This window comes from Streptomyces hilarionis (assembly GCF_024539675.1).
Classification (GTDB): Bacteria; Actinomycetota; Actinomycetes; order Streptomycetales; family Streptomycetaceae; genus Streptomyces; species Streptomyces hilarionis.
Window position 1 is genome coordinate 26,186 of sequence record NZ_JAHHIT010000074.1, and the last position, 12,894, is coordinate 39,079.

Consider the following 12,894-nt stretch of genomic DNA (forward strand, 5'->3'; position numbering starts at 1 on the left):
TTTCGGAGCGACCCCCTGTGACTCCCGAACACCCCACCCCCACCGGCCCGCGCGACCTGGCCCTCGACCCGCCGGCCGGCTGCCCCGCGCACGTCCGCGGCCCGGGCGGACTGGCCCGCCTCTACGGCCCCGGCGCCGAGGACCTGAACGAACTGTACGAGCGGCTGCGCGAGGAGCACGGCCCCGTGGCGCCGGTGCTGCTCCACGACGACCTGCCGATGTGGATGGTCCTCGGACACGCCGAGAACCTGCGCATGGTGCGCACGCCCTCGCAGTTCACCAAGGACAGCCGCATCTGGTCGCAACTGTTGCAGGGCAACGTCCGCCCCGACCACCCGCTCATGCCGCACATCGCCTGGCAGCCGATCTGCGCGCACGCCGAGGGGGACGAGCACAAGCGGCTGCGGGGCGCGGTCACGGCGGCCATGGCGACCATCGACGACCGCAGCGTGCGCCGCTACATCAACCGCTCCAGCCAGCGCCTGGTCAACCGCTTCTGCGAGGCGGGCCGCGCCGACCTGGTCGGCGACTTCGCCGAGCACCTCCCCATGGCCGTGATGTGCCACGTCCTCGGCATGCCCGACGAGTACAACGACAAGATGGTGCACGCCGCCCGCGACGCCCTCAAGGGCAGCGAGACCGCCGTCGCCAGCCACGAGTACGTCGTCGGCGCGCTCGCCCGGCTCACCGCCCGCCGCCGCGCCAAGCCCGAGGAGGACTTCACCAGCCACCTCGTCACCCACCCGGCCGGGCTCACCGACGACGAGGTCAGGGAACACCTGCGCCTGGTGCTCTTCGCCGCCTACGAGGCCACCGTCAACCTGCTCTCCAACGCCCTGCGCATGGTCCTCACCGACCCGCGCTTCCTCGCCCGGCTCAACGGCGGGCAGATGACGGTGGCGGAGGCGGTCGAGCAGTCCCTGTGGGACGAACCCCCGTTCAGCACCATCTTCGGCTACTTCGCCAAGCAGGACACGGAGCTGGGCGGTCAGCGCATCCGCCGGGGCGACGGCCTCTTCTTCGCGCCCGCGCCCGGCAACGTGGACCCGCGGGTGCGCCCCGACCTGTCCGCCCACATGCAGGGCAACCGCTCCCACCTCGCCTTCGGCAGCGGTCCGCACGAGTGCCCCGGCCAGGACATCGGCCGCGCCATCGCCGACGTCGGCGTCGACGCCCTGCTCATGCGCCTTCCCGACGTGCAACTCGACTGCTCCGAGGACGAGTTGCGGTGGACGATGTCGATCGCCTCGCGGCACCTGGTGGAACTGCCGGTGCGCTTCGAGCCCAAGGACCAGCAGGACGTCAAGCACAAGCCGAGCCACGCCCCGATCCCGCCGCAGCGCCTGACGCGGCCGGTGGGAGCACCCCCGCAGTCCGCGCCGGCGCCCGTCCGCGAGCCGGCGGCCGCCGCCATGCCGACGCCCGCCCAGGCGCCGGACCCGGCGCCGACGCCCGCGTCCGCCTCCGCGCCCGCGTCGTCCTGCGGCCCGGACGCCCCGCGTCCCGACGGGCCGGCCCCGCGGCCGAACGCCTGGCGGCGCTTCCTGGCCTGGTGGCGCGGCTACTGAACCGCTCCCGGCCGCCGCCGCGCGTCCGGCGGCCGCGGGCCCGCCGCCCAGCGGTCGTACGCCGCCCAGGCGTCCAGGACCCGCCCGCTGCGCAGCAGGTGGTGCCTGCCCGTGACCGGATCGGTGAACTCCAGCTCCCGCGCCAGCAGTTGCAGCGGGCGCCGGAAGTCGCCGGCCGGCACGGGGTCGGCCACCTCGGGGTACAGCGGATCGCCGAGGATCGGCACGCCGAGCGCGTTCATGTGCACGCGCAGCTGATGCGTCTGGCCGGTGGCGGGCAGCAGCCGGTACCGGCCGAGCCCCCGTGCGCCGTGCTCGACGAGCTCGACGCGGCTCACCGCGTTCGGCTCGCCCGCCACCTCGTAGGCGGCCAGGACGCCCCGCTCCTTGACGATCCGGCTGCGCACCGTCCGGGGCAGGACCAGCGCGGGGTCGTACGGCGCGATCGCCTCGTACACCTTGCGCACCCGGCGGTCGCGGAACAGCGTCTGGTACGCGCCGCGGTCCTCGGGGCGCACGACGAACAGCACCAGACCCGCCGTGAGCCGGTCGAGCCGGTGGGCGGCGCCCAGCGCCGGCAGGCCCAGCTCCCGCCGCAACCGGGCCAGCGCGGTCTCGACGACGTGGCTGCCGCGCGGGGTGGTGGCCAGGAAGTGCGGCTTGTCGGCGACGACCAGGTGCTCGTCGCGGTACACGACCTCCAGCGGGAACGGCACGGGCGTCTCGGGCGGCAGCTCGCGGTGGTACCAGACGAACGTCCCCGGCGCGTAGGCCGTGTCCGCCGTGACCGCCCGCCCGTCGGCGCCGACGATCCGCCCGGCCGCCAGCATGGCGTCCACCACGGGGGCGCGCGCCGCGCCGAGCCGCTCCACCAGGTGCTCGCGCACGGTGGCCCAGGGGCCCTCGCCCGGCAGCCGCACCCGCACCGGGTCGATGCCCTCGCGCTGCGGCAGGGGAGAGGGCGGGGGCGGCGTACGGCGTCTCATCGGGGTCCAGGGTACGGCGGGGGAAACCCGGTTGACTCCTCGCGAGCCGTCGGCAGGATGCGGGTCATGCCCTACACAGTCGGCCCCGTCCTGCCCGCCGGAACCCTCGCGCGCACCCCGCAGCCCGTGCTCCCCACCGGCGAGGGACTCCTCCTGCGCCCCTGGCGACTCGAGGACGCCCCCGCCGTCCACGCCGCCTTCCAGGACCCGGTGATGCACCAGTGGCACATCCGGGCCGCCGACTCCGAGGAGGAGGTGGCCGGCTGGATCAGGGACTGGCGCGCGGCCTGGGAGGAGGAGCGCGCCGTCCAGTGGGCCGTCGTCGACTCCGGCACCGACGAGCTGCTGGGCCGGGTGGCGCTGCGCAGCATCCAGCTCGACGAGGGCGTCGCGGAGGTCGCGTACTGGACCACGCGGGGGGCGCGCGGCCGGGGAGTCGCTCCCCGCGCCACGGTCGCCCTGGCGCGCTGGGCCCTCGACGAGATCGGCTTCCACCGGCTCGAACTGCATCACGCCACCGCCAACGAGGCCTCCTGCCGGGTCGCCGTCAAGGCCGGGTTCACGCTGGAGGGCACCAAGCGCAGCGCCTGCCTCCACCCGGACGGCTGGCACGACATGCACGTCCACGCGCGCGTGCAGGGCGACTGAGCGCAGCGGCCGGGCGGACCCGGCCGCCGCGCGCGTGCGGCCGTCACGCCTGCACGCGCGCGGGTCTTCATGCCGCCTGCACGCGCGCGTGCGGGTCTTCATGCCGGGGCCGTCTCCGTGACGGTCCCCGCGGGGGCCGCCGCCGGCCTGCGCCGGGCGCGCCAGGCCACCCCCGCGGCCACCGTCGCGCCGAGGAACAGCACGGTGAACCACCGGAAGTACCAGTGGCCGCCCGCCGGGTCGTAGACCGCCGCGCGCGGCCAGGCCAGGTTGACCGTCATCAGCAGGCCGTACAGGAGCGCGAGGACGTTGACCGGGACGCCCCAGCGGCCCAGGGAGAACAGGGGGGCGCCCGTCTCGTCCGTGCCCGCGAAGGTGAACCCGCCGCGCAGCCGGCGCACCAGCAGGGGGCCGGTGACCATGGCGTACGCCAGGTACAGCATCACGATGCAGGTGGTGCCGATGGCCAGGAAGGCGTCCGGCGAGGCGAAGTTCAGCAGGAGCAGGGCGGCGGCGAGGACGCCGACGACCAGTGCGGGGGCGCTCGGCATGCCGGTGCGGGGGTTGACGCGTGCGAGGCGGGCGGAGAACGGCAGCTCGCCGTCGCGGGCCATGGAGAACAGCATCCGGCAGGCCGCCGTCTGGATGGCCAGGGTCGCCACCGCGATCGCCACGACCACGTCCGCCAGCAGCGCCTTGCCGACGCCGTCGCCGAGGCTGCTGGTGAGGACGTAGCTGAGCCCGTCGACCCCGAGCCGGCCGTCCGCCAGGCTGGGCGCGGCCAGCAGGCCGCCGAGCACGATCAGCCCGCCGAGCAGTCCGGCCGCGCCGAGGGCCGTGAGGATCGTGCGGGGCGCGGTGCGCCTCGGGTGGTGGGTCTCCTCGCTCATCTCGCCCGCGCTGTCGAAGCCGATCATCACGTAGGCGGCCGTGAACGAGCCGACGAGCAGCGCCCCGAACAGGCCGCCGCCGGCGGCTCCTTCGGTGTGGAAGGTGATGCCGGGGGTGCGCTCGGAGTGGGTGAGCAGCAGGACGACGATGAGCACCGCGCCGATGATCTCCGCGGTCACGCCGACCCGGTTGATCACGGACATCACGCGGTTGTCCAGGACGTTCACCAGCGTCGTCAGCACCAGCAGGATCACCCCGAGCAGGGCTGCGTTGGCGGCTCCGTCCGGGGAGGTGGGGGCCGGGTCGGAGCCGATGAGCTGGAAGCCGGACCAGATGGGAGGCAGCACCATTTGCAGGGCCAGCGCGGCCGCGGCGACCACGACGATCTGTCCGATCACCATGATCCAGCCGGCGAACCACCCGAACGTGGGCGTCGACAGTCGTGACGACCACTGGTAGACGGCGCCGGAGATGGGGTAGCGCGCGGCCAGCTCCGCGAAGCACGCGGCGACCAGCAGCTGGCCGGCCAGGACGGCCGGCCAGGCCCAGAAGAAGACCGGGCCGCCGAAGGCGTACCCGAAGGCGAAGAACTGGAAGACGGTCGTCAGGACGGAGATGAAGGAGAACCCGGCGGCGAACGAGGCGTACCGGCCGAGGCTGCGGTGCAGTTCCTGGCGGTAGCCGAACTCGGCGAGGGAGCCGTCGTCGGCGTCGGGGGAGTGCGGCGGGTCGGGGCGTACGTCGGTGGGTGTCGTTGTCGTCACGGCGGAACCTGCCTTGGCCCAGTGGGGACGGTGTCATTCCTGTCGGGCGACAGAAATTAGGGACGGGCTGTTTCGTCCGCGTCACGCCGTCGTGTCCGGAGCGGGCCCATGTGCTCACGTCGACGCCGCTTCACTCGATCGCGTTATGTCGCGTATCTTGTTCCGGGCTCGGAGTCGCGATATGTTCGGGTGCGGATATTCGGAAGCGAGGTGATCGTCGTGGCGGGGAAGCGCCGCAAGCTCGGCAATCCGTTGGCGCTCGCCGTGATGACGACGCTGTGGCAGAAGCCGATGCATCCGTACGAGATCGCCCAGACCCTGCGCAGCCAGGGCAAGGACACGAGCACGAAGACCAACTACGGCTCGCTGTACACGGTCGTGCAGAACCTGGAGAAGCACGGCTTCGTCGAGGTGACCGGCGTGGAGCGGCAGGGCAACCGGCCCGAGCGCACGGTCTACGGGCTCACCGACGCCGGGCGCGAGGAGATGGCCGGGTGGCTGTCCGACCTGCTCGCCGTCCCGGCCAAGGAGTACCCGATCTTCGAGACCGCGCTCTCGCTGATGGCGGCGCTGCCGCCGGACGAGGTGGTCTCTCTGCTGGAGGCGCGGCTCACGGCCCTGGAACTCCAGGTGGCCGGCGGCCGGGGCGTGCTCGAGAAGGCGTACGAGACGGTGCCGAGGCTCTTCCTGGTCGAGACGGAGTACCAACTGCACATGGTCGAGGCGCAGGCGCGGTGGGTCGGCGGCTTCCTCGACGAGGTCAGGAACGGCTCGCTGCCCGGAGTGGCGCAGTGGCGGCGGTTCCACGAGACAGGGGAGACACCGCAGGAGATCAGCAACTGAGAAGGGCCCCGGCAGGACTGTTGCAGCAGTCCCGCCGGGGTCTCGAACCCCGAACCAGAACCCGCCGTGAGGCAGTTCCGGGCCATCGAGGTGCGGCACACCCAGGATAGCCCGGTGCTCTCGCGCGGCGGATCGTCCGTCATGTCCGCTCACACAGGGAGCAGCATCGCCATGAGCACGACTCGTGCGCCCGCAGTGCAGGCGCGTCAACTCGTCAAGACCTACCCCGGTGACGTCACCGCCCTCGCCGGCCTCGACATCACCGTGGAGCGCGGGAGCGTCTTCGGACTGCTCGGCCCCAACGGCGCCGGGAAGTCCACCGCGGTCAAGATCCTCACCACCCTCGCCCGCCCCGACTCCGGCTCGGCCACCGTCGCCGGGCACGACGTCCTGCGCCATCCGGAGCGGGTGCGCCGGGCGATCGGCGTGGTCGCGCAGAACTCCGGCGCCGATCCGGTCGCCACCGGGCGCGACAACCTCCGCCTCCAGGGCCGGCTCCACGGCCTCGGGGGCGCAGAACTCGACCGCCGGGTGGACGCGCTGCTCGAACGCTTCGCGCTGGCCGAGGCCGCCCGGCGCCAGGTCAAGACCTACTCCGGCGGCATGCGGCGCCGGCTCGACGTGGCGCTCGGGCTGGTGCACCGGCCCGAGGTGCTCTTCCTCGACGAGCCCACCACCGGCCTGGACCCCCAGGTCCGCGCCGCCATGTGGGACGAGATCGGCCGGCTGGCCGCCGAGGACGGGCTGACGATCCTGCTCACCACGCACTATCTGGAGGAGGCCGACCGGCTGGCCGGGCGGATCGCCATCGTCGACCGGGGCCGGGTCGTCGTGACCGGCACGCCCGACGCCCTCAAGGGCGAACTCCGCGGCGACGCGGTGCACCTGGAGCTGCGCACCGCCCCGGGCGACAGCGGCCGCGTCCTCCTCGAGGGCGCCCTGAGCGCGCTGGCCGGCGTGTCCGAGGTGCGGTGCGACGGGCCGCGGATCAGCGTGCGCGCCGTGGACGGGGCGGCTGCGATGCCCCTTCTGCTCGGCGCGCTGGAGCGGGCCGGGGTCGCGGTCCACACGGCGACCGTCGCCCGTCCCTCCCTCGACGACGTCTACCTGCGGTACGCGGGCCGGCGCTACGCCGCGGCCGCGAGCACAACCACCGAGGCCCCCGCGCTCGCCGGGGGTGCGCGATGAGCGCCGCGCTCGTGCAGACCTGGTACATGACGCAGCGTCAGCTGATGGTGTTCGCCCGTCAGCCCGCCTACGCCGTGATCACCTTGATCCAGCCGGTGATCTGGCTGTTCCTCTTCGGATCCCTCTTCAGGAGCGTCGTCGAGCTCGGCGGCTTCGGGGCCGGCTCCTACCTGGACTACCTGGTGCCCGGCGTGGTGGTGATGAGCGCGCTCGCCTCCAACCTGTGGGCGGGCATGGGCACGTTGGAGGAGATCCAGCGCGGCACCCTGGACCGCTTCCTCACCACCCCGGCCAGCCGGGCCGCGCTGATGAACGGCAACGTGGTGCACAACGGCATCGTCACCGCCCTTCAGTCGGCCGTCATCGTGCTGCTCGGCCTCGCGGGCGGCGCGGGCTACCCGGGCGGGATCGCGGGCGTCGCCGTCCTGGTCGTCGCCTCGGTGCTGCTCGGCACGGTCTTCGGGGCGCTGTCCAACGCCCTGGGGATGCTCGTGCGGGAGCGGGAGTCGATCATCGGCGTCAACACGTTCCTGCTGCTGCCGCTGACCTTCCTGTCCAGCGCGTTCATGGCGCCGCAGCGCATGCCCGACTGGATGCGGCACGTGGCCCGGTGCAACCCGCTGGACTGGGCGATGACCGCCGGCCGCTCGGCCCTGTCCGCGCACCCCGACTGGGGCGCGGTGCTCCTGCGCGGCGGGGCGCTGTTCGCGCTCGCGGTGGCGGCCGTGTGGCTGTCGATACGCACCTTCCGGTCCTACCAGCGTTCGGTGTGACCGCGGGGGCCGAGAGGTCGGCGGCACACGGCGGGCGCCCGTCGGCCCGGCGGGAGCGGCCGCCCGGACGGTGACGGCGGCAGCCGCGACGGCGAGGCGGCGGACGGCCGGGCCGGTCGCCGTTCCGTGAGGCCGGTCCGGCCCGGCGCGCCGGGGGCGGGTCGTGGCGGTGCGTCGGCGGGCGGCCCGCTCCCGGAGGGTGGGCCGCCGTCCGCCGGGGTCACGCGGTCGGCGTCGCGTCCTGCTGCTCCTGCTCCTGCTCCACCCGGGCGTTCCACTCCCGCTTCGAGGCCTGCCAGCCGTCCTCGTTGTGGCCGAGCCGCCAGTAGCCGGAGATCGACAGGTCCTCGCGGGGGATCTCCAGCTCGACGCGCAGCAGCCTGCGCAGCTCCTTCACGCAGGCCGCCTCGCCGTGTACGAACGCGTGCAGGCGGCCCTCCGGGAAGCGCAGCGCCCGCACGGCCTCGACGAGCCGCTCGCCGACCGGCCGCTCGCCGCGGTGCAGCCAGACGACCTCCACGTCGGACTCGATCTTCTGCTCCTCCTCCGGGCCCGCCACCTCGATGAAGGCGTGGGCGAGGGTGCCGGCGGGCAGCGACTCCAGCGCGGCCGCGATGGCGGGCAGCGCGCTCTCGTCACCGGCCAGCAGATGCCAGTCGGCGTCCGTGTCGGGGGCGTAGGCGCCGCCGGGGCCCATGAAGCGGACCGTCTCGCCCGGCCGCACGCGCGTGGCCCACGGGCCGGCCAGTCCCTCGTCGCCGTGGATCACGAAGTCCAGGGTCAGCTCACGGTGTTCGGCGTCCCAGTGGCGCACGGTGTACGTCCGGGTCACCGGCCACTGCTCGCGGGGGAACTCGGCACGGATCCGCTCCAGGTCGAACGGCTCCGGATAGGCGACGCCCTCGGGGCCGAAGAGCAGTTTCACGTAGTGGTCGGTGCACGCGCCCACCGTGAACCCGGCCAGGCCCTCGCCGCCGAGCACGACGCGCTGCATGTGCGGGGTGAGCCGTTCGGTGCGGACGACCTGCGCGGAGTGAGGCGTGCGCGGCTTCCGTGCCGGACGTTCTGCCATGACGGCCTCCCATGTCGACATAGTTAGGTCAACCTAAGTTAGCACCGCTGCGCGGGAACCCCCCCGTTCAGGGCGCCAGGGTCGTCAGTAGTCGTTGCAGCGACCCGCCGAGCCCCCAGCGCTGCGCCAGCGCCTCCAGGGCGGCCGCGTCCCTCGGCGCGCGGGGCAGCGCGGTGCTCACCTCGGGCAGGGGCACGTCACCGGCGACCCTGACCACCTGGGGCGCGACGGACACGTACGGGCGGGACTCGTCCAGCCGCCTGCGCTGCGACGGCGTCAGCTTCGCCGCGGGATCGTCGACGGCCGCCATGATCCCGGCCAGGTCGCCGAACTCGGCCAGCAGCTTGGCCGCGGTCTTCTCCCCGATGCCCGGCACGCCCGGCAGGCCGTCGCTCGGGTCGCCGCGCAGCAACGCCAGATCGGCGTAACCGCGCCCGTCCACGCCGTACTTCTCGCGCAGCCACGTCTCGTCCGTGATCTGCAGCGTCCCGACGCCCTTCAACGGGTACAGCACGCGCACCCCGCGCGCGTCGTCCACCAGCTGGTAGAGGTCGCGGTCTCCGGTGACGATGTCCACCGGGCCCTTCGCGAGGCCGGTGAACGTGCCGATCACGTCGTCCGCCTCGTACCCGGGCACTCCCACGCGCGCGATGCCGAGCGCGTCCAGGACCGCCTCGATGACCGGCACCTGCGGCGAGAGCGTGTCGGGCACCTCCTCCTCGTCCAGGCCGCCCGGGCGCTCCTCGGCGACGCGGTGGGCCTTGTAGGAGGGGATCAGGTCGACCCGCCACCGGGGCCGCCAGTCGGCGTCCATGCAGGCGACGAGCTCGTCCGGCCGGTGGTCCTTCACCAGCCGGTCGATGAAGTCCAGCAGCCCGCGCACGGCGTTCACCGGGGTGCCGTCCGGCGCCCGCACGGAGTCCGGGACGCCGAAGTAGGCGCGGAAGTAGAGCGAGGCGGTGTCGAGGAGCATCAGTCGTCCGGTCACGCCACGCATCATGCCGCACACGCGCGGCGGCGACCGGCGCGCCTTCACTCCCGTGGCAGACGTAAACCTTCTGTGAGCCTGCTGTGAACTGGGCCACTCACGCGTTTGCCCCCGAAGGACCAGGGCAGGGGCCGCCGCGGAGCAGGGCGTCACCCCGGCGGCTGTTTGCGGTCGCCCACTGCTTCGGTACCGTCCCCCATCGAGAGGCACCGTGTGTCATCCAGCCTGGAGGCCGAGCACCTGTACAAGGTGTTCGGCAGACGACCGCAGCAGTCCGTGGAACGGCTCCGCGCCGGCGCCGACCGTGCGGACCTGCGCGCCGAGGGCGCCACGGCCGCCGTCGTCGACGCGTCGTTCACGGTGCGCCCGGGCCAGATCTTCGTCGTCATGGGCCTGTCGGGATCCGGCAAGTCCACCCTGCTGCGCATGCTCAACGGGCTGCTGGAGCCGACCGCGGGACGCGTCCTCTTCGACGGCCAGGACCTGACCGCGCTCACCGACCGCGAGCTGCGCGAGGTGCGGGCGAGGAAGATCAGCATGGTCTTCCAGCACTTCGCGCTCTTCCCGCACCGCAGCGTCCTCGACAACGCCGCCTACGGGCTCGCCGTCCAGGGCGTCCCGCGCGGCGAGCGCGAGGAACGCGCCGCCGAGGCGCTGCGGCTGTGCGGTCTGGCCGGCTGGGAGACGTCCTGGCCGGACGAGCTGTCCGGGGGCATGCAGCAGCGCGTGGGACTGGCCCGCGCCCTCGCCACGGACGCCGATCTGCTGCTGATGGACGAGTCCTTCAGCGCGCTGGACCCCCTGATCCGCCGCGACATGCAGGACCAGCTCCTCACGCTCCAGCAGACGCTGAAGAAGACCATCGTCTTCATCACCCACGACCTCAACGAGGCCATGCGCCTGGGCGACCGCATCGCCGTCATGCGCGACGGCCGCATCGTGCAGACGGGCGCCGCCGAGGACATCCTGCTGCGCCCCGCCGACGACTACGTCGCCTCCTTCATCCAGGACGTCGACCGCTCCCGCGTGCTGACCGCCTCCGCCGTCATGGACACCGGCGTCCGCGGCGACGAGGCCGACTGCGGCTGCCGGACGGCCACCCCCGACACCCCCTTCACCGCGCTGTGCGCGCTCAGCGCCCGGCTGCCCCACCCGGTCGCCGTCCTCGACGGCGGCCGGCTGGTCGGCGTCGTGCCGCGCCGGCGCCTGGTGGGCTTCCTGGGCGACGGGCAGGACGACGAGGTCGCCTGCACCGGCCCGCGCGACGCGGGGAAGAAGGTGACCGCCGGTGCCTAGGCTCCACCTCGGCGACTGGGTCGACTCCGGCGTCGACTGGCTCGTCACCCACATGTCCTGGCTCTTCGACGCCGTCAAGGCGGTCGTCGAGGGCATGTACGACGGTCTGGACGCCGTCCTCACCGCCCCCGAACCGCTTCTCCTGGCCGGCATCCTCGCGGTGCTCGCCTGGTGGCTGCGCGGCCTCGTCGCGGGCGTCCTGGCCTTCGCCGGGTTCGCCCTGATCGACTCCCTCGCGCTGTGGGACGAGGCCATGTCGACCCTGTCGCTGGTGCTCGTCGCCACGGTCATCGCCCTGCTGGCCGCGGTCCCGCTCGGCATCTGGGCCGCCCGCTCGCGCGCCGTCAGCGCGACCCTGCGCCCCGTACTGGACCTGCTCCAGACGATGCCGTCGATGGTCCTGCTCATCCCCGCCATCCTGTTCTTCGGCATGGGGGTCCCGGCCGGCGTCGTCGCCACCCTGATCTTCGCGCTCGCCCCGGGCGTGCGGATGACCGAGCTCGGCATCCGTCAGGTGGACGGCGACCTCGTCGAGGCGGCCGAGGCGTTCGGCACCACGCCCCGAGACACCCTCCTGCGCGTCCAGCTGCCGCTCGCCCTGCCGACGATCATGGCGGGCGTGAACCAGGTCATCATGCTGGGCCTGTCGATGGTCGTCATCGCCGGCATGGTCGGCACCGGCGGCCTCGGCGGCGCCGTCAACGAGGCCATCGGCCGGCTCGACATCGGCCTCGGCTTCGAGGCGGGCCTGGGCATCGTCGTCCTCGCCGTCTACCTGGACCGGATGACCGGCGCCCTCGGCACCCGGATCTCCCCGCTCGGGCGGCGCGCCGCCGCCAAGGCCCGCGCCACCGTGTGGACGCACCGTCCGCGACCGGTCGTCGCCGTGGTCGGCATGGTCGTCCTCGCCCTGGTCGCCGGCGGCATGGGCGTCCTCGGCTCCTCCTCCGGCACCGCCGAGGCCTCCGCCTCCGACGTCGGCAAGGGCGAGCGGATCACGATCGGCTACATCCCGTGGGACGAGGGCATCGCCTCCACCTACCTCTGGAAGGAGCTCCTGGAGGAACGCGGCTTCGACGTCACCGCCACCCAGTACGCCGCCGGCCCCCTCTACACCGGAGTGGCCACCGGCCAGATCGACTTCCAGACCGACGCCTGGCTGCCCACCACCCACGCCGAGTACTGGAAGAAGTACGGCGAGCGGCTCGACGACCTCGGCTCCTGGTACGGGCCCACCTCGCTGGAGCTCGCGGTCCCCTCGTACGTGAAGGACGTCAACTCCCTCGCGGACCTCGAGAGCCACGCCTCCGAGTTCGGCGGCCGGATCACCGGCATCGAGCCCAGCGCCGGGATGATGGGCCTGCTCAAGGACAAGGTCATGGGGGCGTACGGCCTCGACGGCGCCTACACGGTCGTCGACGGCTCCACGCCCGCGATGCTCGCCGAGCTCAAGCGCGCGTACGCCGCGAAGAAGCCCATCGCCGTCACGCTGTGGTCGCCGCACTGGGCGTACAGCGACTACGACCTCAAGAAGCTCGCGGACCCCCGCGGGGCCTGGGGCAAGGGCGACGGCGTGCACACCGTCGCGCGGCGGGGCCTCGCCGACGACCACCCCGAGGTCGGGAAGTGGCTCAAGGACTTCCGGATGACCGAGGCCCAGCTCACCGGCCTGGAGGCGCGGATCCAGAAGGCCGGCAAGGGCGGGGAGCAGGACGCGGTCCGCGGCTGGCTGAAGGACAACCCCGGGCTCGTCGACCGCTGGGCACCGGTCACCGGCCCGGGGCAGAAGAGCCGGGCGGCGCGGTGACCTGACAGCACCGCGGCCGTCCCAGGAGGGGCGGGCCCCGGCGCACGGCCTCACGGCCCGCGCCGGGGCC

The 12,894-nt window shown here is 73.4% G+C and carries 11 protein-coding genes; 7 read left to right on the forward strand and 4 right to left on the reverse strand.

Annotation, left to right across the window (positions count from 1 at the left end; all coding sequences use genetic code 11):
- The first annotated feature begins 17 nt into the window (after positions 1 to 17).
- Positions 18 to 1,568, forward strand: coding sequence for a cytochrome P450 (locus tag KMS84_RS19360; protein WP_256917519.1), 1,551 nt, complete (start codon positions 18 to 20; stop codon positions 1,566 to 1,568).
- On the opposite strand, the gene KMS84_RS19365 is transcribed toward KMS84_RS19360, so the two are convergent.
- On the reverse strand, positions 1,562 to 2,554 hold the full coding sequence (locus tag KMS84_RS19365) for an RluA family pseudouridine synthase (protein ID WP_256917521.1): 993 nt from the start codon (positions 2,552 to 2,554) through the stop codon (positions 1,562 to 1,564). The two genes, KMS84_RS19360 and KMS84_RS19365, sit on opposite strands and share 7 nt — an antisense overlap.
- A 66-nt stretch (positions 2,555 to 2,620) precedes the next feature.
- Here KMS84_RS19365 and KMS84_RS19370 point away from each other — a divergent pair, with 66 nt between their 5' ends.
- Entirely contained in the window at positions 2,621 to 3,202 is a 582-nt protein-coding gene (locus KMS84_RS19370; RefSeq protein ID WP_256917522.1) for a GNAT family N-acetyltransferase, read from the forward strand.
- 98 nt (positions 3,203 to 3,300) lie between these two features.
- Here the strand turns inward: KMS84_RS19370 and KMS84_RS19375 are convergent, their stop codons facing one another.
- A complete protein-coding gene (locus KMS84_RS19375) occupies positions 3,301 to 4,857 on the reverse strand; it encodes an amino acid permease (RefSeq protein WP_256917523.1) in 1,557 nt (518 codons plus the stop codon).
- A gap of 219 nt (positions 4,858 to 5,076) precedes the next feature.
- On the opposite strand from KMS84_RS19375, the gene KMS84_RS19380 reads away from it, so the two are divergent.
- The 3 genes from KMS84_RS19380 (at position 5,077) to KMS84_RS19390 (ending at position 7,661) form a co-directional block, all read left to right on the forward strand.
- Positions 5,077 to 5,700, forward strand: coding sequence for a PadR family transcriptional regulator (locus tag KMS84_RS19380; protein WP_256917524.1), 624 nt, complete (start codon positions 5,077 to 5,079; stop codon positions 5,698 to 5,700).
- A 171-nt stretch (positions 5,701 to 5,871) separates the two neighbouring features.
- Positions 5,872 to 6,888 (forward strand): ATP-binding cassette domain-containing protein, encoded by a 1,017-nt coding sequence (locus KMS84_RS19385; RefSeq protein WP_256917526.1) that lies wholly within the window; start codon positions 5,872 to 5,874, stop codon positions 6,886 to 6,888.
- Positions 6,885 to 7,661 carry an ABC transporter permease gene (locus KMS84_RS19390; protein WP_256917527.1) on the forward strand — a complete coding sequence of 259 codons (777 nt, stop codon included), beginning with the start codon at positions 6,885 to 6,887 and terminating at the stop codon, positions 7,659 to 7,661. Before KMS84_RS19385 ends, KMS84_RS19390 begins: the two co-directional genes overlap by 4 nt.
- 220 nt (positions 7,662 to 7,881) lie before the next feature.
- Here the strand turns inward: KMS84_RS19390 and KMS84_RS19395 are convergent, their stop codons facing one another.
- On the reverse strand, positions 7,882 to 8,733 hold the full coding sequence (locus KMS84_RS19395; protein WP_256917528.1) for a siderophore-interacting protein: 852 nt from the start codon (positions 8,731 to 8,733) through the stop codon (positions 7,882 to 7,884).
- A gap of 67 nt (positions 8,734 to 8,800) precedes the next feature.
- Complete coding sequence (locus KMS84_RS19400) at positions 8,801 to 9,706, reverse strand: 5'-3' exonuclease (RefSeq protein WP_256917546.1); 906 nt, start codon at positions 9,704 to 9,706, stop codon at positions 8,801 to 8,803.
- 228 nt (positions 9,707 to 9,934) lie between these two features.
- Between KMS84_RS19400 and KMS84_RS19405 the strand changes: the two genes are divergently transcribed.
- Entirely contained in the window at positions 9,935 to 11,017 is a 1,083-nt protein-coding gene (locus KMS84_RS19405) for a quaternary amine ABC transporter ATP-binding protein (protein WP_256917532.1), read from the forward strand.
- On the forward strand, positions 11,010 to 12,824 hold the full coding sequence (locus tag KMS84_RS19410; protein ID WP_256917534.1) for an ABC transporter permease/substrate binding protein: 1,815 nt from the start codon (positions 11,010 to 11,012) through the stop codon (positions 12,822 to 12,824). The genes KMS84_RS19405 and KMS84_RS19410 overlap by 8 nt, the downstream gene beginning before the upstream one ends.
- Positions 12,825 to 12,894 lie beyond the last annotated feature (70 nt).